This window comes from Azospirillum doebereinerae, assembly GCF_003989665.1.
Taxonomy (GTDB): domain Bacteria; phylum Pseudomonadota; class Alphaproteobacteria; order Azospirillales; family Azospirillaceae; genus Azospirillum; species Azospirillum doebereinerae.
The window spans coordinates 1-23,385 of the sequence record NZ_RZIJ01000026.1; the positions used below are offsets into that span (position 1 = coordinate 1).

Annotated in this window: 20 protein-coding genes and 1 pseudogene; 11 read left to right on the forward strand and 10 right to left on the reverse strand. The window is 70.0% G+C overall.

All coding sequences use genetic code 11. The annotated features are described in order from the left end of the window. Window positions 1-395, reverse strand: a pseudogene (eno, locus tag EJ913_RS25025) (phosphopyruvate hydratase); the annotation flags it as partial. A 151-nt stretch (window positions 396-546) separates the two neighbouring features. Continuing rightward, a complete protein-coding gene (locus EJ913_RS25030; RefSeq protein ID WP_127003059.1) occupies window positions 547-1,338 on the reverse strand; it encodes an alpha/beta fold hydrolase in 792 nt (263 codons plus the stop codon). A 103-nt stretch (window positions 1,339-1,441) separates the two neighbouring features. Between EJ913_RS25030 and murJ the strand changes: the two genes are divergently transcribed. Continuing rightward, entirely contained in the window at window positions 1,442-2,986 is a 1,545-nt protein-coding gene (gene murJ / locus EJ913_RS25035) for a murein biosynthesis integral membrane protein MurJ (RefSeq protein WP_127003061.1), read from the forward strand. A gap of 148 nt (window positions 2,987-3,134) precedes the next feature. Here the strand turns inward: murJ and EJ913_RS25040 are convergent, their stop codons facing one another. Then, window positions 3,135-3,974, reverse strand: coding sequence for a sulfurtransferase (locus EJ913_RS25040; protein ID WP_127003063.1), 840 nt, complete (start codon window positions 3,972-3,974; stop codon window positions 3,135-3,137). A gap of 169 nt (window positions 3,975-4,143) precedes the next feature. Between EJ913_RS25040 and fliN the strand changes: the two genes are divergently transcribed. Both fliN and EJ913_RS25050 read left to right on the forward strand, forming a co-directional pair. Beyond that, complete coding sequence (fliN, locus tag EJ913_RS25045) at window positions 4,144-4,446, forward strand: flagellar motor switch protein FliN (protein ID WP_127003065.1); 303 nt, start codon at window positions 4,144-4,146, stop codon at window positions 4,444-4,446. Window positions 4,447-4,609: 163 nt separating this feature from the next. Beyond that, window positions 4,610-5,848 (forward strand): diaminopropionate ammonia-lyase, encoded by a 1,239-nt coding sequence (locus EJ913_RS25050; protein ID WP_127003066.1) that lies wholly within the window; start codon window positions 4,610-4,612, stop codon window positions 5,846-5,848. An 88-nt stretch (window positions 5,849-5,936) separates the two neighbouring features. Here the strand turns inward: EJ913_RS25050 and EJ913_RS25055 are convergent, their stop codons facing one another. After that, window positions 5,937-6,122: a hypothetical protein gene (locus tag EJ913_RS25055; RefSeq protein WP_127003068.1), complete on the reverse strand. Its 186-nt coding sequence runs from the start codon at window positions 6,120-6,122 to the stop codon at window positions 5,937-5,939. 285 nt (window positions 6,123-6,407) lie between these two features. Between EJ913_RS25055 and EJ913_RS25060 the strand changes: the two genes are divergently transcribed. The 5 genes from EJ913_RS25060 to EJ913_RS25080 all read left to right on the forward strand — a co-directional run bounded on the left by EJ913_RS25060 (window position 6,408) and on the right by EJ913_RS25080 (window position 13,186). Further along, a complete protein-coding gene (locus tag EJ913_RS25060) occupies window positions 6,408-6,866 on the forward strand; it encodes a MerR family transcriptional regulator (RefSeq protein ID WP_127003070.1) in 459 nt (152 codons plus the stop codon). Beyond that, window positions 6,863-7,999 carry a thiolase family protein gene (locus EJ913_RS25065; protein ID WP_127003072.1) on the forward strand — a complete coding sequence of 379 codons (1,137 nt, stop codon included), beginning with the start codon at window positions 6,863-6,865 and terminating at the stop codon, window positions 7,997-7,999. The genes EJ913_RS25060 and EJ913_RS25065 overlap by 4 nt, the downstream gene beginning before the upstream one ends. A 25-nt stretch (window positions 8,000-8,024) precedes the next feature. Then, window positions 8,025-10,358 (forward strand): 3-hydroxyacyl-CoA dehydrogenase/enoyl-CoA hydratase family protein, encoded by a 2,334-nt coding sequence (locus tag EJ913_RS25070; RefSeq protein WP_127003074.1) that lies wholly within the window; start codon window positions 8,025-8,027, stop codon window positions 10,356-10,358. A gap of 14 nt (window positions 10,359-10,372) precedes the next feature. Then, window positions 10,373-12,163, forward strand: coding sequence for an acyl-CoA dehydrogenase C-terminal domain-containing protein (locus EJ913_RS25075; protein WP_127003076.1), 1,791 nt, complete (start codon window positions 10,373-10,375; stop codon window positions 12,161-12,163). 384 nt (window positions 12,164-12,547) lie between these two features. Continuing rightward, a complete protein-coding gene (locus EJ913_RS25080; protein ID WP_127003078.1) occupies window positions 12,548-13,186 on the forward strand; it encodes a response regulator in 639 nt (212 codons plus the stop codon). 58 nt (window positions 13,187-13,244) lie between these two features. Here the strand turns inward: EJ913_RS25080 and EJ913_RS25085 are convergent, their stop codons facing one another. The 6 genes from EJ913_RS25085 to mutY all read right to left on the reverse strand — a co-directional run bounded on the left by EJ913_RS25085 (window position 13,245) and on the right by mutY (window position 18,245). Next, window positions 13,245-13,679, reverse strand: a complete 435-nt coding sequence (locus EJ913_RS25085) for a CBS domain-containing protein (protein WP_127003080.1) — start codon at window positions 13,677-13,679, stop codon at window positions 13,245-13,247. Between the two features lie 146 nt (window positions 13,680-13,825). Continuing rightward, window positions 13,826-14,524: an OmpW/AlkL family protein gene (locus EJ913_RS25090; RefSeq protein ID WP_185909926.1), complete on the reverse strand. Its 699-nt coding sequence runs from the start codon at window positions 14,522-14,524 to the stop codon at window positions 13,826-13,828. A gap of 168 nt (window positions 14,525-14,692) precedes the next feature. Next, a complete protein-coding gene (locus EJ913_RS25095; protein ID WP_127003082.1) occupies window positions 14,693-15,175 on the reverse strand; it encodes a hypothetical protein in 483 nt (160 codons plus the stop codon). Window positions 15,176-15,233: 58 nt separating this feature from the next. Beyond that, window positions 15,234-16,373, reverse strand: a complete 1,140-nt coding sequence (locus tag EJ913_RS25100; RefSeq protein WP_127003084.1) for an NAD(P)/FAD-dependent oxidoreductase — start codon at window positions 16,371-16,373, stop codon at window positions 15,234-15,236. A 55-nt stretch (window positions 16,374-16,428) separates the two neighbouring features. After that, complete coding sequence (locus tag EJ913_RS25105; protein WP_127003086.1) at window positions 16,429-17,139, reverse strand: DUF1194 domain-containing protein; 711 nt, start codon at window positions 17,137-17,139, stop codon at window positions 16,429-16,431. Window positions 17,140-17,186: 47 nt separating this feature from the next. Beyond that, entirely contained in the window at window positions 17,187-18,245 is a 1,059-nt protein-coding gene (gene mutY / locus EJ913_RS25110) for an A/G-specific adenine glycosylase (RefSeq protein ID WP_127003088.1), read from the reverse strand. A gap of 165 nt (window positions 18,246-18,410) precedes the next feature. Between mutY and EJ913_RS25115 the strand changes: the two genes are divergently transcribed. The 3 genes from EJ913_RS25115 (at window position 18,411) to EJ913_RS25125 (ending at window position 23,285) form a co-directional block, all read left to right on the forward strand. After that, entirely contained in the window at window positions 18,411-18,887 is a 477-nt protein-coding gene (locus EJ913_RS25115; protein ID WP_127003090.1) for a DUF721 domain-containing protein, read from the forward strand. Between the two features lie 86 nt (window positions 18,888-18,973). Beyond that, a complete protein-coding gene (locus EJ913_RS25120) occupies window positions 18,974-19,639 on the forward strand; it encodes a DsbA family protein (protein WP_238521663.1) in 666 nt (221 codons plus the stop codon). Window positions 19,640-19,823: 184 nt separating this feature from the next. Continuing rightward, the gene (locus EJ913_RS25125) at window positions 19,824-23,285 is read left to right on the forward strand and encodes an AAA family ATPase (protein WP_127003092.1); all 3,462 of its coding nucleotides are present in this window, start codon (window positions 19,824-19,826) and stop codon (window positions 23,283-23,285) included. The last annotated feature ends 100 nt before the right edge of the window (window positions 23,286-23,385 follow it).

Genomic DNA, 23,385 nt, shown 5'->3' on the forward strand with positions numbered 1-23,385 from the left:
CGGTAGAGCGGCAGGCCGGCTTCCTCGGCGGACGCCTTGGCGACCGCCAGCGACACGCCCAGGATGGCGTTGGCGCCGAGGCGGGCCTTGTTGGCGGTGCCGTCCACCTCGATCATGGCGAGGTCGATGCCGCGCTGGTCGGCGGCCTCGAGCCCGGCGAGTGCGTCGTACAGCTCGCCGTTGACGGCCTCGACGGCCTTCAGCACACCCTTGCCGCCGTAGCGGCCCTTGTCGCCGTCGCGCAGCTCGACCGCCTCGTGGGCGCCGGTCGAGGCGCCCGAGGGCACGGCGGCGCGGCCGAAGGCGCCGCTTTCCAGCGTCACGTCCACTTCGACGGTCGGGTTGCCGCGGCTGTCCAGAATCTCGCGGGCGTGAATCTCGGTGATGACGCTCATGGTCGGTCGATCCTTCGAACAAAGCGGCCGTCTTGCGTCGCCGGCCGCGTTTTGGGGCGCGCAGGCTTGATAGCCCCGCCGTCCGGGTGATGCAAGGTCCGCTTCGGCGGGGTTTATCCCCAAAAGCGCCTAATTCCTCACACGAATCGCCTTACACGAATCGTTCGACCAGCCCGGCAAACTCCTGCGGCCGCTCGGCGTGCAGCCAATGGCCGGCGCCCTCGATCATCGCGATCTCGGCCTTGGGAAAGCGGCGGCGGATGAGATCGTGGTGCTCGGGCAGGATGTAGTCGGACTTGGTTCCGCCGATGAACAGGGTGGGACCGGCGTAGCGCACGTCGCCCGGATCCGGGAAGCCGATCAGGTCGGCCATCGCCCCGCCAATGGCGTCGAGGTTGATCCGCCAGGAGAATTTCCCCTCCTCCAGCACGAGGTTCTGCATCAGGAAGGAGCGTAGCGGCGCCTCCGGCACGGCGTCCACCAGTTGGGACTCGATCTCCGGCCGGCGGGTGCGGCCCTCCAGATCGGCGGCCTTCATCGCGGCGACAAAGGGGGCGTGGGTGTGGGTGTAGGCGGTCGGCGCGATGTCGACCACCACCAGCCGCTCGACCCGGTCGGGGTGCCTGAGCGCCAGCGTCATCGCCACCTTGCCGCCCATCGAATGGCCGATCACGGCGGCCCGCGCGAACCCCCGGTCGTCGAGGAAGCGCAGCACGTCGTCGGCCATCGCCTCGTAGCTCATGGAGTCGGCCCAGGGCGCGCCACCGTGGTTGCGCAGATCCAGCGCGTAGACCCGGCGGGACTCGGCGAAGCGGCGGGCCAGCGTCTGCCAGTTGCGGGCCGACCCGAACAGGCCGTGCAGGACCAGCAGCGGGGTGCCGCCGTTGGCTTCGCCGGCTTCCAGATAGGTCAGGGGCAGGGGGGTGGACGGCTGCTGCGGCATCAGGCTTATCCGATGTGCTGGACGGGACAGGGCCGCGATCCTATGACGATTGCGGCGGCGTCGCTAGAATGCCGCCGATTTTTTCCAAAAGGTCCCCCTCATCGTGTTCCGTCACATCCTGTCCGTCGGCGGCCTGACGCTGGCCAGCCGGGCGCTGGGCTTCCTGCGCGACGTGCTGACCGCGGCGCTGCTGGGCGCCGGTCCGGTCGCCGACGCCTTCTTCGTCGCCTTCCGGCTGCCCAACCATTTCCGCGCGCTGTTCGCCGAGGGGGCCTTCAATTCGGCCTTCGTGCCGCTGTTCTCGGCCACGCTGGTGCAGGACGGCCCGGAGGCCGCCAAGCGCTTCGCCGAGCGGGTGATGGCGCTGCTGCTGGCGGTGCAGGTGGTGTTCCTGCTGGCCGTGCTGGCGGTGATGCCGCAGTTCATGACGGTCTTCGCGCCGGGCTTCGCCGACGAGCCGGAGAAGTTCCGGCTGGCCGTGCTGTTCACCAGCATCACCTTCCCCTACCTGCTGTTCATTTCGCTGGTCTCGCTCTACGGCGGGGTGCTGAACAGCATGGGCCGCTTCGGCGCGGCAGCGGCGGCGCCCATCGTGATGAACCTTTGCCTGATCGCGGCGCTGGTGCTGGCGACTCCACTGCTGCCCACGGCCGGCCACGCGCTGTCCTGGGGCGTCTTCGTCTCGGGCGTCGCGCAGTTCGTCTATCTCGCCTGGGACGCGCATAAGGCCGGGATGGGGCTGCGGCTGGTGCGCCCGCGCTGGTCGGCCGACGTGAAGCGGTTCCTGACCGTGCTGGGGCCGGCGGCGCTGGGCTCGGGGCTGACGCAGATCAGCCTGTTCGCCGACACGCTGATCGCCTCGGCGCTGCCCACCGGGGCGGTCTCGTATCTCTACTACGCCGACCGGCTGAACCAGTTGCCGCTGGGCGTCATCGGCATCGCGGTCGGCACCGTGCTGCTGCCGGAGATGGCCAAGCGCATCAAGGGCGGCGACGAGGCCGGGGCGGTGGACAGCCAGAACCGCGCGGTGGAGCTGTCGCTGGTGCTGACCCTGCCGGCCGCCGTCGCCTTCCTGGTCGCCGGGCTGCCCATCGTCGCGGTGCTGTTCCAGCACGGCGCCTTCGGGCCGAGCGACGCGGCGGCCTCGGCCGCCACGCTCCAGGCCTACGCGCTGGGCCTGCCGGCCTTCGTGGTGATCCGTAGCCTCGTCAACGGCTTCTACGCGCGGCACGACACGGCGACGCCGGTGCGGGTGGCGCTGGCCGCCGTGGCGGTGAACGTCGCGCTGAAGCTGGCGCTGATGGGGCCGCTGGCCCAAGTCGGGCTGGCGGTGGCGACCTCGGTGTCGGCCTGGGTCAACGCCCTGCTGCTGGCGTGGCTGCTGACCCGGCGCGGGCTGTTCAAGGCCGACGCCCGGCTCGCCCGCAACCTGCCGCGCATGGCCGTGGCCGCCCTGGCGATGGGGGCGGCGCTGTGGGTCGCGCAGGACCGGCTGTCGCCCTGGCTGACCGCGAGCGGCCTGTTCGAGCGGCTGGTCGCGCTGACCCTGCTGGGCGCGGCCGGGCTGCTGGTCTACGCGGTGGCGGCGGTGGTGCTGGGGCTGGTCCGCCGCTCGGACCTGTCCCGCCTGCGCCGCCGCCGCGCGTAGGTGGGCGGGTTAAAGCCCTTCTCCCCTTGCGGGAGAAGGGTTGGGATGAGGGGTATTCGCCGCAGGCGAAGAGGAAGGATTGCGGCCGGCTGGTGCCGGTACCCCTCACCCCAACCCCTCTCCCGCAAGGGGAGAGGGGCATTTAAGGTCAGTCCGCGTTCTTGAGCGGACGCGCCGGGTCGGCGCTCCATTCCGACATGGAGCCGTCGTAGAGCCGCACCCCCGGCACCCCGGCGACCTCGCTCAGCGCGAACCACGACACCGAGGCCAGATGGCCGGTGTTGCAGAAGGTGATCGGCTGGCCCTCCAGCGGCAGCCCCGCCTGACCGGCCAGCGCCCGCACCGCGTCGGGCGTGGCGAAGCGGGCGTCGGCGGCCGAATAGAAGGCGCCGTTGTCGATGTTCACCGCGCCGGGCAGGGTGCCGGCGGCGCGCGCCTGCGGGCTCTTGGCCTTGCCGGCGAACTGCTCGGCGGAACGGGCGTCGTGCAGCGGGGTGGTCCCGGCGGCGACGGCGGCCTCGACCTGGGGCAGGGTGGCGCGCAGATCGGCGCGCGGGCTGGCCGTGAAGGTCGCGGCCGGGCGGGTCGCCGGGGCGGGCTCCACCGGCAGCCCGGCGGCGGTCCACGCCTTGAACCCGCCGTCGAGCACCGACACCGCGTCGTGGCCCAGCGTCTTGAAGGTCCAGTAGACGCGGGTGGCGTTGCCCATGTCGCCGGCGCTGGCGCCGGACGCCACCAGCACCACATGGTCGCCGTTGCCGATGCCGAGGGCGCCGATCAGGCGCTCCAGCGCCGCCGCGTCGGGCAGCACGCCGGCCCCGCCCCCGGCCGAGGCGCGCCAGCCGGTCGCGTAGTCGGAATGCAGCGATCCCGGAACGAAGCCCCCGGCCGGCGGGGTGCGGACGTCGAGCACGACGAGATCGGCGTCGCCCAGATGCGCGTTCAGCCAGTCGGGCGGAACCAGCGGCGCGGCGGAGTGGTTGGTCATGTGGCGGCTTCCCGTCTGTGGGGCTTCGTCATGCGGCCCCGGTTGTGGAGCCAGTGTGGGCGAAGCCGATTCTTGTCGCAAGACGCCCGTGGGGCCGGCGTTGCCCCGCCCCCGCCGCCGGGTGTAGTGTGACGGCTTACACGCCGATGCGCGGCGGAGGAGCATTCCCATGGCCAACATCGACGACCTGCTCGGCGCGCCCGACCCCCACGACGGCGACGCGTCGTCCTTCGCCATCGGCGACGCGCCGGTGGAGATCAAGGTGGTCATCGGCACGGCGATGCTCCGCGTGCGCGACCTGCTGAAGCTCGGCCGCGGCGCCGTCGTGGAACTGGACCGCCAGTTGAAGGACCCGACCGACGTCTACGTCGAGGGCGTGCTGGTGGCGCGCGGCGAGGTGGCGATCATCGACGACAAGATCGGCGTGACGCTGACCGACTTCATCAAGTCCAGCCGCGAGTGGAAGCGCTGAGCGGCGCCCTGCCGATCCGATAAGTCCCGTCGCTTGAATCCCGTTGCGACCCTTTGTCCGGTGCGTGTGGCCGTCCCGGCGCGCGACCCGTCTTGACGGCGGGCCGCCTCCTCTGTTCTCGTTCCCCATGGTTTCCGAACCGGCGGTCTGGAGAACGCACCCGATGCCCGAGCCCCTGTCGTCCTGCGTCCCGCGCCTGTTCTCCAACCCCCGCGCCGACCGCGAGCGCCCCTACGGCCCCTCCGAGCGCGCGATCCTGAGCCGCGCCGCCTTCGAGGAGGCGATGACCGAGATCGGCGCCTGGCCCGGCTACGCGCCGACGCCGCTGCGCTCGCTGACCGGTCTGGCGCGCGAGGCCGGGATCGACCGCCTCTGGTACAAGGACGAGAGCGCCCGCTTCGCGCTCGGCAGCTTCAAGGCGCTGGGCGGGGCCTACGCGGTGCTGCGGCTGCTGGCGCGCGAGGTGACGGCGCGGGTGCCCGGCGTGCCGGTGACGGCGCTGGATCTGGTGGTCGGGCGCTACGCCAAGGTGACGCGCGCGCTGACCGTCGCCACGGCGACCGACGGCAACCACGGCCGTTCGGTGGCGTGGGGCGCGCAGGTCTTCGGCTGCAATGGCGTGATCTACGTTCCGGCGGCCTGTTCGGCTGGCCGGCGCGCGGCCATCGCGGCCTACGGCGCCAAGGTCGTGGTGGTGGACGGGCTGTACGACGACGCGGTGCGCCGGGCGGCGGCGGACGCGGCGGAGAACGGCTGGTTCGTGGTGTCCGACACCTCCTACACCGGCTACATGGACATCCCGCGCGACGTGATGCAGGGCTACGGCGTGATGGTGGAGGAGGCGATCTCGCAGCTTCCCGCCAGCGAGCGGCCGACCCATGTGTTCGTCCAGGGCGGGGTGGGGGCCTTGCCCGCCGCCGTCTGCGGCCATCTGTGGGAGACCTGGGGCCGCCAGCGCCCGCGCCTGGTGGTGGTCGAGCCGCACAACGCCGACTGCCTCTACCAGAGCGCCGTCGCCGGACGCCCGGTGAAGTCCGAGGGTGACCTCGACACCGTGATGGCAGGTCTGGCCTGCGGCGAGGTCTCGCTTCTGGCCTGGGCGATCCTGGAGCGCGGGGCCGACGATTTCCTGACCATCCCCGACGAGGGCGCCATCCGCACCATGCGCAAGCTGGCCGACGGCGAGCATGGCGGGCGGCCGATCCTGGCCGGGGAATCCGGGGTGGCGGGTCTGGCGGGGCTGCTCTGCGCCGCCGCGCACGAGGACGTCCGCCGCTCGCTGGGTCTGGCGCCGGACGCGCGCGTGCTGGTGTTCGGGACGGAGGGGGCGACCGATCCGGAGGTCTACGCGCGGATCGTCGGGCGGTCGCCGGACGCGGTCATGGCGGGGGCGTTGGCTTAAGGAGGGAGGTGTTTGGCTCCACCCTCTCTTGTGAAAACGCCAGATCGAGACAACCCCTCAACCGCTCGTCATCCCCTTCTAGGCCCCCTTACAGACAACTCCGCTCCCGCCGTTCCGCCCGTCGGCGGGAGACGACGCTCAATACGACGGCCACCAGCGCGAAGAACGCGGTCAGACCGACGTAGAAAAACAGCGCGGCCCCCACCGTCATCGTGCCGACCAGCACCACGGCGAGAATCCAGACGCCCAGCGATACGATGGCGCGCGACGACATGGGGTGTCTCCGTTCCCTGGCCCCGACTCCGCTGTGCATGGGCGCGTCCGATCCCTATTTGAAAACAGACCCGTCGATCGGTTTGGCCGTCCAATCCGCCGAGCCTGCCACAGCCGCCGCCGACGGACCGGCGTGGCATCCTGTCACTGCGCGGGCGCGCCGCACCCGTTCGGCCAAGCAGGAACTGGTTCGCCCAGCCAACAAGATCATTGACAGCATGCGGAATGGACCTTACCTTTACGTAAACGTCAAGGAACGGCGTTCGGCAGCAAAGGGGCGGCAAGCGTGACGGCAGCGGCAATCGGCAACGGAGCGGCGGGCTGGGGGGCGGAGGACCGCAACCGGTCCATCGGCGAGCTGGCCGGCGAGTTCGGGCTGACCCACCGCACCATCCGCCATTACGAGGAGGAGGGGCTGCTGGCGCCTGCGCGCGACGGTCAGGCCCGAATCTACACCCACCGCGATCGCGCCCGGCTGGCCCTGATCTGCCGAGGCAAGCGGCTTGGCTTCAGCCTCGCCGAGATCAAGGATTTCCTCACCCTCTACGACGCCGACGACGCCCAGATCGAGCAGATGCGCTACTTGCAAAATCTCGCCCGAGGCCGGGTCCAGGCTCTGGAACGGCAGCTCCAGGACGTCCAGCAGACCTTGCTGGAGCTGCGCACCCTCGACACCCAGATCTCCGAGCATCTGCGCCGCGCAGGCTCAACGGAGACGCATCCCATGGAGGAGAATCGCTCATGAAGTCGGTCGTCATCGCAGGCTACGCCCGTTCGCCCTTCGCCTTCGCCCATAAGGGCGAACTGACCAAGGTCCGCCCCGACGACCTGCTGGCCCGCGTCATCGCGGCGCTGGTCGAGCGCACCGGCCTGAACCCGAAGGACGTCGAGGACGTGGTCGTCGGCTGCTCCTTCCCCGAGGGCGAGCAGGGGCTGAACGTCGCCCGCACCGTCTCCTTCCTGGCCAAACTGCCGCTGACCGCCGCCGCCACCACGGTGAACCGCTACTGCGGCTCGTCGATGCAGGCGATCCACCAAGCGGCGGGCGCCATCGCCATGGGGGCCGGCGAGGTCTTCGTCTGCGGCGGCGTCGAGTCGATGACCCGGGTGCCGATCATGGGCTTCAACCCGATGCCAAATCCGGGCCTGAAGGACGCCTACCCGGACGCCTACTGCTCGATGGGCGTCACCGCCGAGAACGTCGCCCGCAAATACGGCATCGCCCGCGCCGACCAGGAAGCGCTGGCCGTCACCTCCCACGCCAAGGCCGCCGAGGCGCAAAGCCAGGGCCGCCTGTCGGACGAGATCGTCGCCATCCAGTCGCCGGCCGGTCTGGTCGAGCGCGACGGCTGCATCCGCCCCGGCACCACCGTCGAGGGCTTGAGTGGCTTGAAGCCGGCGTTCACCGCCGACGGCTCGGTCACCGCCGGCACCTCCTCGCCGCTGACCGACGGCGCGTCCGCCGTGCTGGTGACGACGGAGGAGTACGCGCGCGCCAACGGCCTGCCGATCCTCGCCAAGATCCGCTCGGTCGCCGTCGCCGGCTGCGAGCCGGAGCTGATGGGCCTGGGACCCGTGCCCGCGACCCGCAAGGCGCTGGCCCGCGCCGGCCTGTCGATCGCCGACATCGACCTCATCGAGATCAACGAGGCCTTCTCGTCCCAGGCCATCGCCTGCATGCGCGACCTCGACATCGACCCGTCGAGGATCAACCTCGACGGCGGCGCGCTGGCGCTCGGCCACCCGCTGGGGGCCACCGGCGCCCGCATCACCGGCAAGGCGGCGGCGCTGCTCAAGCGCGAGGGCAAGCAGTTCGCGCTCGCCACCCAGTGCATCGGCGGCGGCCAGGGCATCGCCACGATCCTGGAAGCGGTCTGACGGCGGCATCAGGGAGGAAGACACGATGAAGATCGAACGCGCCGCCGTGATCGGCGCCGGTGTGATGGGCGCCGGCATCGCCGCCCATTTCGCCAACGCCGGCATCCCCGTCGTCCTGCTCGACATCCCCGCCAAGGAGGGTGACCGCAGCGCCATCGCCAAGGGGGCGGTGGCGAAGATGCTGAAGACCGACCCGGCCCCCTTCATGCACCGCGGCGCCGCCAAGCTGGTCACCACCGGCAATCTGGAGGACGACCTCCATCTTCTGGCCGACGTCGACTGGATCGTCGAGGCGATCATCGAGAACCCGGCGATCAAGGCCGACCTCTACAAACGCATCGACCCGGTGCGCAAGGCGGGCTCGGTGGTGTCGTCCAACACCTCGACCATCCCGCTGGCGGTGCTGACCGAGGGCCAGAGCGACCGGTTCAAGAGCGACTTCCTGATCACCCACTTCTTCAACCCGCCGCGCTACATGCGCCTGCTGGAGATCGTCGGCGGGCCGCAGACCCGCGCCGACGCGCTGGCGGCCGTCGCCGGGATCGGCGACCGGCGGCTCGGCAAGGGCGTCGTCCATTGCAAGGACACGCCGGGCTTCATCGCCAACCGCATCGGCGTGCTGTGGATCCAGGCGGCGGTCAACGCCGCCATCGACCTCGGCCTGACGGTGGAGGAGGCGGACGCCGTCGGCGGCCGTCCGATGGGGATTCCCAAGACCGGCGTCTTCGGCCTGATGGATCTGGTCGGGCTCGACCTGATGCCGCACATCGCCAAGAGCATGCTGGCGACCCTGCCGGCCGACGACGCCTACCGGGGCGTGATGCGCGAGCACCCGGTCATCACCAAGATGATCGCGGAGGGCTACACTGGCCGCAAGGGCAAGGGCGGCTTCTACCGCATCAACAAGGCCGGCGGCGGCAAGGTCAAGGAGTCGGTCGACCTGCGCACCGGGGCCTACGCGCCCTCGGAGAAAGCCCGGCTGGAGAGCGTCTCGTCCGCCGGCCGTGACCTGCGCAAGCTGTGCGAACATCCCGACAAGGGCGGGCAATTCGCGCGCCGGGTGCTGGCCCAGACCCTGGCCTACGCCGCCAGCCTCGTGCCGCAGATCGCCGACAGCATCGTCGCGGTCGATGAGGGCATGCGGCTCGGCTACGCCTGGAAGCAGGGGCCGTTCGAGCTGATCGACCGCCTCGGCACCGCGTGGTTCGCCGATCTCTGCAAATCGGAAGGCATCCCCGTCCCGGCCCTGGTCGAGACCGCCGCCGGGCGGCCCTTCTACCGGGTCGAGGACGGCAAGCTCCAGCACCTGACCACCGCCGGGGTCTACGACACGGTGGTGCGCCCGGACGGCGTGCTGCTGCTGTCCGACGTGAAGCGGGCGGCCGGCAAGCCGGTGTGGAAGAACGCCTCGGCCAGCCTGTGGGACATCGGCGACGGCGTGCTCTGCGTCGAGTTCACCAGCAAGATGAACGCGGTGGACGGCGACATCATGGCCGCCTACGGCCGGGCCATGAAGCTGATCGGCGACGGCAAGGGCGATTGGAAGGCGCTGGTCATCCACAACGAGGCCGACAACTTCTCGGTCGGCGCCAACCTCGGCCTCGCCCTGTTCGCGCTGAACATCGGCCTGTGGCCGCAGATCGAGGAGATGGTGGAGGCCGGCCAGCGCACCTACCGCGCGCTGCGCTACGCCCCCTTCCCGGTGGTGGCGGCGCCCAGCGGCATGGCGCTTGGCGGCGGCTGCGAGATCCTGCTGCATTCCGACCACGTCCAGGCCCACGCCGAGACCTATGTCGGCCTCGTCGAGGTCGGCGTCGGGTTGATCCCGGCCTGGGGCGGCTGCACCGAGATGCTGGCCCGCCACGCCAAGAACCCCCGCGCGCCGCGCGGCCCGATGCCCGCCGTCGCCAAGGCCTTCGAGATCATCAGCACCGCCACCGTCGCCAAATCGGCGGCCGAGGCCAAGGAGCTGCTGTATTTCCGCAGCTCCGACGGCGTCACCATGAACCGCGACCGCCTGCTGGCCGACGCCAAGGCCAAGGCCCTGCAACTGGCGGAAAACTACACCCCGCCCGAGAAGGACAGCTTCGTGCTGCCCGGCCCGACCGCGCGCGCCGCGCTGGAACTGGCGGTGGAGGGCTTCGCCCTTCAGGGCAAGGTGACGGAGCACGACAAGGTGGTCTGCGCCGCGCTGGCGGACGTGCTGAGCGGCGGTCCCGACGCCGACGCCTCCAAGCCGGTCGGCGAGGACGCGGTGCTGGAGCTGGAACGCAGCGCCTTCATGAAACTGGTCCACACGAACGGCACCATCGACCGGATCGAGCACATGCTGCTCACCGGCAAGCCGCTGCGGAATTGAGGGGGGATTGAGAGATGCCGATCTACAAGGCTCCGCTTGAGGACGTGCGCTTCGTTCTCGACGAGATCGTCGGGCTGGACAAGCTGTCGGCGCTGCCGGGCTACGAGGACGCCACCCCCGAACTGGTCGGGCAGGTGCTGGAAGAAGGCGCCAAGCTCTGCGAGGAGGTGCTGTTCCCGCTGAACCAGTCCGGCGACGGCGAGGGCTGCCATTTCGAGAACGGCGAGGTCCGCACGCCTCAGGGCTTCAAGGAGGCCTACACCACCTACATCGAGGCCGGCTGGCAGGGGCTGGCCTGCGACCCGGCCTATGGCGGGCAGGGGCTGCCGAAGCTGGTCAACATCATGCTGGAGGAGTTCATCTGCTCCGCCAACCTCAGCTTCGGCATGTACCCCGGCCTGTCGCTCGGCGCCTACAACGCGCTGGCGATGTACGGCTCGGACGACCTGAAGACCCGCTTCCTGCCGCGTCTGGTCGACGGAACGTGGTCGGGCACCATGTGCCTGACCGAGCCGCATTGCGGCACCGACCTCGGCATCATCCGCACCAGGGCGGTGCCGGACGAGGGCGACTCGTACAAGATCACCGGCACCAAGATCTTCATCTCGGCCGGCGAGCATGACCTGACCGAGAACATCCTGCATCTGGTGCTGGCCCGCCTGCCCGACGCCCCAGCCGGGACGCGGGGCATCAGCCTGTTCCTGGTGCCGAAGTTCATGCCCAACGCGGACGGCACGCCCGGCCCGCGCAACGGCGTCGCCTGCGGCTCCATCGAGCACAAGATGGGCATCAAGGCCTCCTCGACCTGCGTGATGAACTTCGAGGACGCCACCGGCTGGCTGGTCGGCGAGCCGCACAAGGGCATGCGCGCCATGTTCGTGATGATGAACGCGGCCCGTCTGGCCGTGGGCATCCAGGGGCTGGGGCTGGCCGAGGTCAGCTACCAGAACGCCGTCGCCTACGCCAGGGAGCGGCTCCAGGGCCGCTCGCTGTCGGGGGTGAAGGCGCCGGACAAGCCGGCCGACCCGATCATCGTCCACCCCGACGTGCGCAAGAACCTGCTCACCGCCCGCGCCTACACCGAGGGCGCCCGCGCGCTCGGCGCTTTGGTGGCCTATCACCTGGACGTGGCGGAAAAGCACGCCGATCCCCGCGCCCGCCGCGACGCCGACGAGTTCGTGCAGCTGATGACGCCGATCGCCAAGGCGCTGTTCACCGACATCGGCTTCGAGGCCGGCAACATCGCGGTGCAGGTCCATGGCGGCCACGGCTTCATCTGGGAGACCGGCGTCGAGCAGTATGTCCGCGACGCCCGCATCTGCCAGATCTACGAGGGCACCAACGGCATCCAGGCGCTCGACCTCGTCGGGCGCAAGCTGCCGCAGGACATGGGGCGGCTGCTGCGTCACTTCTTCCACCCGGTCGGTCGCGCCATCGAGGCCGACATGGAGAATGACGAGTTGGGCGAGTTCGTCATGCCGCTGGCCAAGGCCTTCGCCAAGCTTCAGCAGGCGACGGCCCTGATCGCCCAGAAGGGTATGAAGGATCCGGAAGAGGCGGGAGCGGCGGCGACCGACTATTTGCGCCTGTTCGGTCTCGTGGCGCTCGGCTGGATGTGGCTGACCATGGTCAAGAAGGCCAAGGCCAAGCTGGAGGCTGGCGAGGGCAACGCCGCCTTCTACGAGGCCAAGATTAAGACCGCGCGCTTCTACATGACCAAGCTGCTGCCGCAGGTGAACTCGTTGTTCATCACCATCACCGCCGGCGCTGCCCCGCTGATGGAAATGGAAGACGCGATGTTCTGAACCTTCGTTTCGCCCAGCGGAGCATAAGTTTCACACCGGGTCGACCCCGGCGTCGCAAGACGCCGGGGTCGACCTTTTTGCATTGCAATAGGGTTGAGTCCGAGTTCACTTAAGAACACAAGCGTCAGACAATGGTATGGCTTTACCCGGCGAAGGCCGGCCGCCATTTGCACGTGGCCGATGTCCGACGGGCTAGGCATGTGACAAAAGTTAATTTTGGGTTGTGGGCAATTGGTGGAGCGTGTTACATCTTAACAGGCATTACGTTTGGCCGGGGTCCGCTATATCCTTTGGATTTTACGAATATGCGGTTGAGAAAGGCCTCACCCTTTTCATGGCTTCGTCATGCCCGTAAAAGCAGCAGTGTGTGCAGGAGTTTGATCGATGAAGATCCTGATCGGTGACGATCATGTCCTTTTCCGGGAAGGACTGCGCCGGCTGCTGGAGCAGCTCAAGGACGGCGCCGACTTCGGGGAAGCGAGCAACTTCGACGAGCTGCTGGCGATGGCGGGAGCGGGCGAGGCCTACGACCTCGTCCTGACCGATCTGCGCATGCCGGGTTGGCCGGGTTTCAGCGGCATCGGGGCGCTGCGCGAGAAGCAGCCGGGCGCCAAGGTCGTCGTCATCTCCGCTTCGGAGGCGCACAGCGACGTGCGCGACGCGCTGGAGAACGGCGCGGCCGGCTACATCCCGAAATCGTCGAGCGTGAAGATCATGCTGAGCGCGCTCGACCTGATCTTTTCCGGCGGCGTCTACGTCCCGGCCACGGTCCTGCGCGAAGGCAACGAGCCGGAGGCCCGCGTCGTCGTTCCCCCGGCCGACCCGCAGTTGGAGCAGTTGCTGACCCAGCGCCAGCGCGAGGTCCTCGACCGCCTGCGCGAGGGCAAGTCGAACAAGCAGATCGCCCATGAGCTGGGCCTGTCCGAAGGCACGGTGAAGATCCACATGACGGCGATCTTCAAGTCGCTGGGCGTGCGCAACCGCACCCAGGCGGCGATGGCCTTCCCGCAGCACTCCGCCTGACGGGCATAAGGTATCTTCGGAAAAGGACCGGCGTGCCACGCCGGTCCTTTTTGTTTGCTCAGCCGATTCCCGCCACAAAGCCGCGCAGCGATTCGACCTCCAGCTCCGCGTCGTCGATTCGCGCCTTCACCACGTCGCCGATGCTGATGACGCCGACGATCCTGCCATCCTCCAGGATCGGGATGTGACGGATGCGGCGGTCGGTCATCACCGCCATCAGATCGGCCACGGTGTCCGTCGGTTGGCCCGTGATGAGTTCGCGTGTCATCAGTTCGGCGGCGGGGCGGGACAGGGCGGCGGCGCCGTCGCGGGCGATGGCGCGCACGATGTCGCGTTCCGACAGGATGCCCACCGGGCTCCCATCCTCCTCCAGGACCAGGACGGCGCCGATCCGGTGCTCGGTCAGCAACTGCGCGATGGCGGACACGGTGTCGGCCTGGGCGGCGGCGACGATCCGATTGCCCTTGCGTTTCAAAACGGCGGCGACATGCATGACGGTGCGGCCTCCCTTGCTTTGGTTTTCCTCTTTGGAAAGACCTTGGGCCTTCGCAGCCGGGTTGCAAGGAGACCACACAAAGGAAAAGGCCGGCCACCCCGAAAGGGGTAGCCGGCCCGGCCTTTTCAACCCCGAAGGATCGATTAGAAGCGGTAGCCGACGCCGACGCCGATCAGCCACGGGTCGATGGTGACCTTGGAGTTCACGTCGACGCCGAGGTTGGTCTTGGCCTTCCAGTCGGTCTTCAGGAAGATCTTCTTGACGTCGAAGTTCAGCGACCAGTTGCCGGCGATGGCAACGTCGACACCGGCCTGGAGCGCCCAGCCGAAGCGGTTCTCATAGTCGGTGTCGGTGACGGCCAGCCCGATGGGGTTCGGGGTGTTGGCGGCCTTCTTGTTGTAGAACAGGGTGTAGTTCACACCGGCGCCGACGTAGGGGCTGACGCGCTCCTTCGGCAGGAAGTGGTACTGCACCGTCAGGGTCGGCGGCAGCAGGGAGACCTTGCCGGCTTCGACGCTGCCGCCCAGGCCGTTCAGGTTGCCCTTCACGCGGTGGCGGGTGGTGCCGGCGATCAGCTCGGCGGCGATGTTGTCGGTGAAGAAATAGGTGAAATCGACTTCGGGGATGTAGTCGTTGCCGATCTTGGCATCACCGATGTCGGCGTTGAGCGCCGGAGCGTGCAGCGTGCCCTTCTCCTGCGGGATCACGGCCAGGGCGCGCGCGCGGACGACGATGTCGCCGGCCGACTTGCCCTTGAAATCCTGAGCGAGCGACGGGGACGAGATGGCGACAAGAGCCGAAGTCGCCAGCAGGGCGGCGGCGGCGCGCGACAGGATGCTCATGGGGTCTGCTCCAGGCGGAATGCGTTGTTTCTGATTTGTGGCATCAGCCGATGGAGGTATTACCAGACTCCCAGTGGGGCTTCTAGACTTGGGCACACCAACGCACCCTCTTGCGGTGGCGGCGCAGCAGCTTTGCAACAGTGACGAGTTGTCACATGGACAACGAAATCAAGGGTTTGGTTGCGCCGAGGCCACCGGAGTCTGTGGCAGGCAGTTCTGGACGATGGCGTAGCACTGGCCAAGTCGCGTCGCCCCGCCGGAGGTTCCGCCGTAGACCACACGCTCGACCACGCCGTTGCGCAGGCTGAAGGTGGCGTCGCAGTCGAAGCTGGCGATCTCCGAGCCGTAGGCCGGCCAGCCGCCCCAGCCATAGCCGTAATGCGGCCCCCAGCCGCCGCCGTACAGCCCCACCGTCGGGCTCGGGTAGGATACGAGACGGGAACTGCGGTAGGTGAAGTATTCGCGGTTGTCGACCACCGCCTGCCGGTCGGGGACCCCGGCGCAGGACAGCAGGGTTCCCTTCGGCATGCCGACCAGCGCGCTCTGCGCGAATAGCGCCCGGTCGGCGGCCACGTTGGCGCAGGACGCGAGGCCCAAGGCCGCGCCCGCGCCGACGAAGGCCCAACGCAACAGACGGCGACGCATGGTCATGACGAACCTCCCTGGTCCCGAACGACAACCGCCGATTGACAGCGCGTCTGACAGCGCGTCAGCGCAGGCGGGCCGGCGACAGATCCCGCGCGCTCACGCCCAGCTTCCGGACGTCCTCGGGCAGGTCGCCGCCGGTGGCGAGCGCCGCCGCCGTGCGCCCCATGGCCGGCGCCGTCTGGATGCCGTAGCCGCCCTGCCCGCACAGCCAGAAGAACCCCTCGGCCCGGTCGTCGAACCCGACCACCGGAGTCTTGTCGGCCACGAAGCTGCGCAGTCCGGCCCAACTGTGCGCGAATCTACGAACGCTGAAACGCGACGCTTGTTCCAGCCGCTCGACCGTTTCGGCGACATCCAGCTCCTCCGGCTGCACGTCGCAGGGAGCCACCGGAGTCTCGTCGGCGGGGGAGGCGAGCAGCCGCCCGGCGTCGGGCTTCACGTAGAAGGTCTCGTCGAGGTCGCAGACCATCGGCCAGCCGTCCAGCCCGGCCTTGTCGGCCGGATCGGCGAAGACCGGGTCGAAGGTGATCGCGGTGCGCCGCTTGGGCACCAGCCCGACCGGGCGCACCCCGGCCAGTTCCGCCAGCGCGTCGGCCCAGGCGCCCGCCGCGTCGACCACCACCGGGGCGGCGAAGACTCCGGCCGCCGTCCGCGCCACCCACAGCCCGTCGCGCCGGGCCAGGGCCGACACCCCGGCGTCGGTGACGACGCGGCCGCCGCGCGCCTTCAGCCCGCGCAGATAGCCCTGGTGCAGGGCGTGGACGTCGATGTCGCGCGCGTCGGGCTCCCACACCGCGCCGGCCGGGTAGTCGGGGCGCAGGAAGGGGGCCATCGCCAGCGTGCGGGCGCGGTCGAAGCGTTCGACCGAGGGGGTCAGGCGGCGGCCGTTGGCGAATTCCGCGTCCAGCCGGTCGGTCTGGCCGTCGCGACCGACGATCAGCACGCCGCGCGGGGTCAGCATCGCGTGGTCGGTGAAGCCGTCCGGTGGCTCGGTGTAGAAGCCCCAGCTCGCCACGGTCATGGCGCGGATCACCGGCGGGCCGTAGGTCTGGGTGTAGAGCGCCGCCGAACGGCCGGTCGAATGGTAGCCCGGCTGCGATTCGCGCTCGATCACCACAACCTTGCCATGGACGGCCAGCTCGTAGGCCGCCGACGCGCCGGCCATGCCGGCGCCGATCACCAGGAAATCCGCCTGTTCCAAGGCTTGGTCGCTCCTCTCGGGCGCGGTTGTCCGTTCTTCCCGTTGGTCGTTCCGCTCAGGGAAAGCCCGCGCTTTGCCACGGCAGATGGTCGGGTGCCCCCACCATTTCAAGGATCAGCTTCTGCCGCAAGGCCTCGACGAAGCTGGCGCGGTCCATCGCCGATTTGACGAAGCTGCCCGGCCCGCCGATGACGCTCTCCTCGAAATACTCCTCCAACCACGGGAACTCGTCGAGGATCGCCAGACCGTTGACGGTGATGCCGCGCGCGGTGGCGCGGTCGCGCGCCAAGGCGGGGTCGATCCCGCTGTTGGAGAAGCCGTTCGACACGAGGTCGATGACGCGGTTGGGCGCGGCGCCCCCCTGGTCGAACAGCTTGGACGCCTCCTCGATCGCGCTGCCGAGGGCGGTGGAATCGCCCTGGAAGCCGCGCGGCAGGGCGTCGATCCGGTCGGCGAAGCGTGTGGCGTCCCCGGCGTTTTTCAGCAGCGTCCAGGGGATCAGCACCTTGAGGGAACGCGGGCCGGAATAGGCGGCCAGCGTCACCAGCACGCCCCCCGTCGACAGGGCGTCGGCGACCGAAGGGTCGCGGAAGGCGGCGGCGTGGCCCTGCAACTGGAACTCCAGGTCGCCCTGGGTGATCGAGGCCGACCCGTCGAGCGCCAGCACCAGCGCGACGCCGGCCTCCGGTGCCGGCTTCGGCGTGGCGGCGGCGCCTCCCGCCAGCATCGTCAGGGCGGCGAGAAGAGACAGCAGGAAACGCGGCATGGGCACTCCGGAGACCGGGCGGGATTCGGGCTTTCAGACGGCAGGCTCTAGGCGTTGGACAGCGCGTGGCGCACCACCTTGACCATCACCGACGGAAGGGCCTGATCGCCCAGCCGGTCGATGGGCACCCACAGCCCTTCGACCGCCCGCCAGCCGTCGCCGGCCTGCGCCGCGACCACCCCAAGTTCCAGGTGAAAATGGCTGAAAGTGTGGCGGACCACGCCGGGCAGGCGGCGCCACGGTGCCGGCAGCGGCTGTTCCGTCGCCACCGCCGCGTCGCCCGGCGCCTCCGGCCCCCAGGCTGTGGAGGGAACCTCGGTCATGCCGCCCAGCAACCCCTCCTCCGCCCGGCGGCGCAGCAGCACCGCGCCCTCCGGGTTCAGCAGCCAGTAGGCGACGCCGCGCCGGGTCGGCTTGTCCGCCTTCGCGGCCTTGCGCGGCAGGGTCTCGGCGATGCCGGCGGCGCGGCCGTCGCAGAACTCCGCCCAGGGGCAGAGCATGCATTTTGGCTTGCGCGGCGTGCAGACGGTGGCTCCCAGATCCATCATCGCCTGCGCGAAGTCGCCGGCCCGATCCTCCGGGGTCAGGGTGGCGGTCAGCCTGCGCAGGGCCGGCTTGGCGGCCGGCATCGGGGTCTCGACCGCGAAGATTCGGGACACGACGCGCTCGACGTTGCCGTCCACCACCGTCGCCTTGCGGCCGAAGGCGATGGAACTGATCGCGGCGGCGGTGTAGGCGCCGATGCCGGGAAGCTCCAGCAGTTCCGCCTCAGTCTCCGGAAAGCGCCCGCCGTGCTGGTTCGCCACCACCTGCGCGCATTTGTGCAGGTTGCGCGCCCGCGCGTAGTAGCCGAGCCCCGCCCAGGCGACCAGCAGGTCGTCCAGGGGTGAGTCCGCCAGGGCGCGCACGGTGGGCCAGCGTTCGGTGAAGCGGCGGAAATACGGGCCGGCGGCGGGGACGGTGGTCTGCTGCAGCATGATCTCCGACAGCCAGACCCGGTAGGGGTCGGCGGTCTCGCCGGGCTTGGCGCGCCAGGGCAGGTCGCGGCGGTGACGGTCGTACCAGGACAGGAGCCGCGCGGCGGCCTCGGCGGAATCGCGAATCATGGGGAATAGATAGAGCGGTCCGGCCGTCTGGAGAAGAGGGCGCGCGGTTGCCGGCCCGGCGGCGCTGGGAAAGCGGTCCTGCTTGCGCTACGGTGCCGCGACCCCACATGACCCCGGACAAGGCCGGGGCGCCAACGGAGTGACGGCAGGAATGAGCGGACGCCAATGAGCGGACCCCGGCGCATCGGACAGACCGTGCCGGACGTGGCGGGCAAGGTGCTTGGCAAGCGCGGCCTCGCCTTCGGCGCGTTGATCACCGACTGGCCGGCCATCGTCGGCCAGCAGATGGCGCTGCGCACCGCCCCCGATAAGTTGAGCTTCCCGCGCGGCAAGCGCGAGGAGGCGACTCTGCACATCCGCGCGATGGGCGCCATCGCGCTGGAGCTCCAGCATCTGGAGCCGCAGATCGTCGAGCGCATCAACAGCTTCTTCGGCTACCGCGCGGTGGCGCGGATCAAGCTGATCCACGCCGCGTTGCCGCCGGCCCCGTCGCCGATGGTGCGGCAGCGCACGCTGACGATGGACGAGGAGATCTCCGTCACCACCGCCACCGCCACGGTGGAGGACGAGGAGCTGCGCGCCACGCTGGAGCGCTTCGGCCGCTCGTTGCTGGCGCGCCCGGCCAAGCGGCCGGGGCGCTGAGGGAACGTGCCGGACCGGCCCCGCGCTTGCCGGGGCGGCCGGTCATTGACTATACATCGACAACATCTGGTAGGGATGAGGGCATCGTGAACCGTAAAATTCTGGGACTCGCCGGGCTTCTCGCCGTCGGACTGACCACCGGCCTTGGGATCGCCGGGCTGGGCGCCGCCCCCGCCGCGGCGCAGGCCGCCGCGCCGCTGCCGCCGGCCTCGTTGCCACCGGTTGAGCAGCTGCTGGCCGAGCGCGTGATGGGCGACCCGAAGGCCCCGGTGACGATCCTCGACTATTCGTCGATGACCTGCCCGCACTGCGCGGTCTTCCACACCGAGGTGCTGCCGAAGATCAAGGAGGCCTACATCGACACCGGCAAGGTGAAGCTGGTCTTCCGCGACTTCCCCTTCGACAAGGCGGCGCTGGGCGCCAGCATGCTGGCGCATTGCGCGCCGACCGAGCGCTTCTTCCCGTTGACCGACGTTCTGTTCAAGAGCCAGGCCCAGTGGGCGCGCGCCGCCGACCCGAACAAGGCGCTGGCCCAGTACGGCAAGCTGGCCGGCATGACCCAGGACACCATCGACGCCTGCTTCGCCAACACGGCCCTGGCCGACGGCATCCTGAACAGCCGCATGATCGGCCAGAACCAGCACAAGATCGAAGCCACGCCGACCTTCATCCTGAACGACGGCGCCGAGCGGGTCGAGGGCGCGCAGTCCTTCGAGGTCTTCGCCAAGGCGATCGACAAGCTGCTGAAGTAACAAGGCGCGGTCACCTTATGAAAGCCCTTCTCCCCTTGTGGAAGAAGGGTTGGGATGAGGGGTATTCGCCAGAGACGAACAGATTCGCGGCCCCTCACCCCCACCCCTCTCCCGCAAGGGGAGAGAGGGGCAAGTCTGCGCACGCGCAGATATCGTCTTTTCCGTCAAACTCAAGGTCGTTCCGGTGCAGTTCACGCGTCTCCGTCTTTCCGGCTTCAAATCCTTCGTCGATTCCACCGAACTGGTGATCGAACCCGGCATGACCGGCATCGTCGGCCCCAATGGCTGCGGCAAGTCGAATCTGGTGGAGGCGCTGCGCTGGGTGATGGGGGAGACCTCGGCCAAGCGGATGCGCGGCGACGACATGGACGACGTCATCTTCGGCGGCACGTCCAACCGGCCGGCGCGCAACCTGGGCGAGGTGTCGCTCGCCATCGACAACCGCACGCGCACCGCCCCCGCCGGCCTCAACGAGCACGACGAGCTGGAGGTGGTCCGGCGGATCGAGCGCGGTTCGGGCTCCGACTACCGCGTCAACGGCAAGCTGGTGCGGGCGCGCGACGTGCAGTTGTTGTTCGCCGACAACGCGTCGGGCGCCGCCTCGCCGGCCCTGGTCAGTCAGGGCAAGGTCGCGCAGATCATCGGCGCCAAGCCGCAGGAGCGCCGCGCGCTGCTGGAGGAGGCGGCCGGCATCACCGGCCTGCACTCCCGCCGGCACGAGGCGGAGCTGCGGCTGAAGGCGGCGGACGGCAACCTGACTCGCCTCGACGACATCATCGGGGCGATGGACACCCAGCTGCAAAGCCTGAAGAAGCAGGCGCGGCAGGCGGCCCGCTACCGCAACCTGTCCGAACACATCCGCAAGGCCGAGGCGGTGCTGTGGCACCTGCGCTGGATCGCCTCCCAGGCCGAGCTGGAGCGCGCCCGCGCCGCCTTCACCAAGGCCGAGGCCGCCGTGCAGGCGCTGATGCTGTCCGCCACCCAACTGGCGGCCAAGCGCACCGAGGCGGCCTCATGCCTGCCCGAAAAGCGCCGCGACGAGGCGCAGGCCGCCGCCGCCCTGCAGCGGCTGGTGATCGCCCGCGAGCAGCTCGACGCCGAGGAGCGCCGTGTCGCCGAGCAGCAGCGCGTCCTGCAGGCCCGGCTGCGCCAGATCGCCGGCGACCTCGGCCGCGAGGAGGCGCTCGCCGCCGACGCCGGAGAGGCGCTGTCCCGGCTGGAAGCCGAGCGCGATCGCCTGACCGCCGCCCAGGCCGACGAGGAGACGCTGGAGGAGGCCGCCCGCGACGCCCTGGCCGACGCGCGCGAGGCGGTGGAGACGCTCGACCGCGAGCTGACCCGCCTGACCGAGGCCGTCGCCACCGACGAGGCCCGCCGCGCCGCCACCCAGCGCCGGGCGTCCGAACTGGAAGCCCGCGCCGCCGGACTGTCCAAGCGCCTGGACGAGCAGAAGACCCAGCGCGCCGCGCTGGAGGCCGAAATCGCCGCCCGCCCCGACGTGGCGGAGGCCGAACTGGCGGTCGAACTGGCCGAACAACGGCTGGAGGACGCCCGCGAGGCCGCCGAGGCCGCCGAACGCGCCAAATCCGACGCCGAGCCGGCCCAGTCCCGCGCCCGCGAGGCGCTGTCCGCCGCCGAGTCCGCCCGCGCCAAGCTGCGCGCGGAAGAACGTGCGCTGGCCGAGCTGCTCACCGCCGGATCGAGCGGCGAATTCCCGCCTCTGGTGGACGCGGTGACGGTGGCCCCCGGCTACGAGGGCGCGCTCGCCGCCGCCCTGGGCGACGCCCTGACCGCGCCGCTGGACGAGGCCGCGCCGGTCCACTGGCGCCGGCTTCCGTTCTTCGACGCGGTGGCGCCGCTGCCCGGCGGGGTGGATCCGATGGCCGGCCACGTCGCCGGCCCCGCCGCCGTGCACCGGGCCTTGGCGCATGTCGGGGTGGTCGCCGACGCCGGCATGGGCGCGGCGCTGGCGCCGTCGCTGGCGCCGGGGCAGATCCTGGTCAGCCGCGACGGCGGGGCGTGGCGTTGGGACGGCTTCACCGTGCAGGCCGGCGCGCCCACAGCCGCCGCCGTCCGCCTGAAGCAGCGCAACCGTCTGGCGGAGCTGCGCGGCGAGCTGGACCTCGCCGACGAGCGGGTCGAGACGGCGCGCGAGGCCTTGGACGAGGCCAAGCGCGTGGTCGAGGCCGCCGCGCAGGCCGACCGCCGCGCCCGCGACGCGGTGCGGGAGTGCTTCGCCGCCGTCAACGCCGCCCGCGACCGCCACGCCAAGCTCGCCCGCGAGGCCGACGCCGCCGTGTCGCGCCTGTCCGCGCTGACCGACGGAATCGAGCGCCTGGACGCCGATTGGCGCGAGGCCGCCGGGCAACGCGACGAGGCGCAGGAACTGCTCGACGCGCTGCCCGACAGCCGCGAGGGGCGGGAACGGGTCAACGAACGGCGCGCCGCCCTGGCCGAGCGCCGCACCGCTCTGGCCGAAAGGCAGAACGCTCTGGAGCGGTTGAACCGTGAGGCGCAGGGGCGCCGGCAAAGGCTGGCCGCCATCGAAGCCGAAACCTCCTCCTGGGGCACGCGCTCCACCGGGGCCGGCGGGCGGGTGTCGGAACTGCGCGAGCGCGCCGAGGCGGCCGAGACCGAGACCGCCCAACTGGCCGACCGGCCGGCGCGGATCGCGGAGGAACGACGGGATCTGCTCGACCGGATCGCCGAAGCGGAGCGCGGCCGCAAGCGGTCCGCCGAGGCTCTGGCCGAAGCCGAGGGACGGCTGGCCGAGACCGAGGAAGCCCTGCGAACCGCCGAAGCCGGGCTGGCCGATTCCCGCGAGGCCCGCGCCCGCGCCGAGGCGGCGGTGTCGGCGGCGATGCAGCAGGCCCAGACCCTGACCGAGCGCATCGCCGAACGTCTGGATTGCACGCCGGACGGCACCCGCGCCGCCGCCGAGCTGACCCTCGGCGAGGAACTGCCCGAGGCCGCCGGCGTCGAGGCGCGGCTCGACAAGCTGACGCGCGAGCGCGAGGCCATGGGGCCGGTGAACCTGCGCGCCGAGATCGAGGCGACGGAGCTGGAAGCTCAGATCGCCGGGCTGCACACCGAGCGCGCCGATCTGACCGCCGCCATCGCCCGGCTGCGTCAGGGCATCGCCGGCCTGAACCGGGAGGCGCGCGAGCGGCTGGTCGCCAGCTTCGACACGGTGAACCGCAATTTCCAAGATCTGTTCACCCGCCTGTTCGGCGGCGGCAAGGCCTATCTGGAGCTGGTCAACGCCGAGGATCCCTTGAGCGCCGGGCTGGAGATCTACGCCAGCCCGCCTGGCAAGAAGCTGCAAGTCCTGTCGCTGCTCTCGGGCGGTGAGCAGGCGTTGACGGCGCTGTCGCTGCTGTTCGCGGTCTTCCGCTCCAACCCGGCACCGATCTGCGTGCTGGACGAGGTGGACGCCCCGCTGGACGAGGCGAATGTCGGGCGCTTCTGCGATCTGGTCGAGGACATCGCGCGGCAGGGCGACACCCGCTTCCTCATCATCACCCACCACCGCCTGACCATGGCGCGGGTCGATCGCCTGTTCGGTGTGACGATGGTGGAGCGTGGGGTGTCGCAGTTGGTCAGCGTCGATCTTACAGGTGCCGAAGAGCTGCGCGGGGTGGCGTAAAGGCTTATTTAAGCGATTTTAAACGCATTTAAACACTCCTTGATCGTAACAAACTTCGCATAGCAGATGGCTGCGAGCTTGGCGAGGAGCGTTTAATGGC

What these genes read in the sequence shown, in the direction of transcription:
- EJ913_RS25030 (WP_127003059.1), bottom strand. Translation starts at nt 1,338, where the DNA reads ATGCCGCAGCAGCCGTCCACCCCCCTGCCCCTGACCTATCTGGAAGCC.
- EJ913_RS25040 (WP_127003063.1), bottom strand. Translation starts at nt 3,974, where the DNA reads ATGACCAACCACTCCGCCGCGCCGCTGGTTCCGCCCGACTGGCTGAAC.
- fliN (WP_127003065.1), top strand. Translation starts at nt 4,144, where the DNA reads ATGGCCAACATCGACGACCTGCTCGGCGCGCCCGACCCCCACGACGGC.
- EJ913_RS25050 (WP_127003066.1), top strand. Translation starts at nt 4,610, where the DNA reads ATGCCCGAGCCCCTGTCGTCCTGCGTCCCGCGCCTGTTCTCCAACCCC.
- EJ913_RS25055 (WP_127003068.1), bottom strand. Translation starts at nt 6,122, where the DNA reads ATGTCGTCGCGCGCCATCGTATCGCTGGGCGTCTGGATTCTCGCCGTG.
- EJ913_RS25065 (WP_127003072.1), top strand. Translation starts at nt 6,863, where the DNA reads ATGAAGTCGGTCGTCATCGCAGGCTACGCCCGTTCGCCCTTCGCCTTC.
- EJ913_RS25070 (WP_127003074.1), top strand. Translation starts at nt 8,025, where the DNA reads ATGAAGATCGAACGCGCCGCCGTGATCGGCGCCGGTGTGATGGGCGCC.
- EJ913_RS25075 (WP_127003076.1), top strand. Translation starts at nt 10,373, where the DNA reads ATGCCGATCTACAAGGCTCCGCTTGAGGACGTGCGCTTCGTTCTCGAC.
- EJ913_RS25080 (WP_127003078.1), top strand. Translation starts at nt 12,548, where the DNA reads ATGAAGATCCTGATCGGTGACGATCATGTCCTTTTCCGGGAAGGACTG.
- EJ913_RS25085 (WP_127003080.1), bottom strand. Translation starts at nt 13,679, where the DNA reads ATGCATGTCGCCGCCGTTTTGAAACGCAAGGGCAATCGGATCGTCGCC.
- EJ913_RS25090 (WP_185909926.1), bottom strand. Translation starts at nt 14,524, where the DNA reads ATGAGCATCCTGTCGCGCGCCGCCGCCGCCCTGCTGGCGACTTCGGCT.
- EJ913_RS25095 (WP_127003082.1), bottom strand. Translation starts at nt 15,175, where the DNA reads ATGACCATGCGTCGCCGTCTGTTGCGTTGGGCCTTCGTCGGCGCGGGC.
- EJ913_RS25105 (WP_127003086.1), bottom strand. Translation starts at nt 17,139, where the DNA reads ATGCCGCGTTTCCTGCTGTCTCTTCTCGCCGCCCTGACGATGCTGGCG.
- mutY (WP_127003088.1), bottom strand. Translation starts at nt 18,245, where the DNA reads ATGATTCGCGATTCCGCCGAGGCCGCCGCGCGGCTCCTGTCCTGGTAC.
- EJ913_RS25115 (WP_127003090.1), top strand. Translation starts at nt 18,411, where the DNA reads ATGAGCGGACCCCGGCGCATCGGACAGACCGTGCCGGACGTGGCGGGC.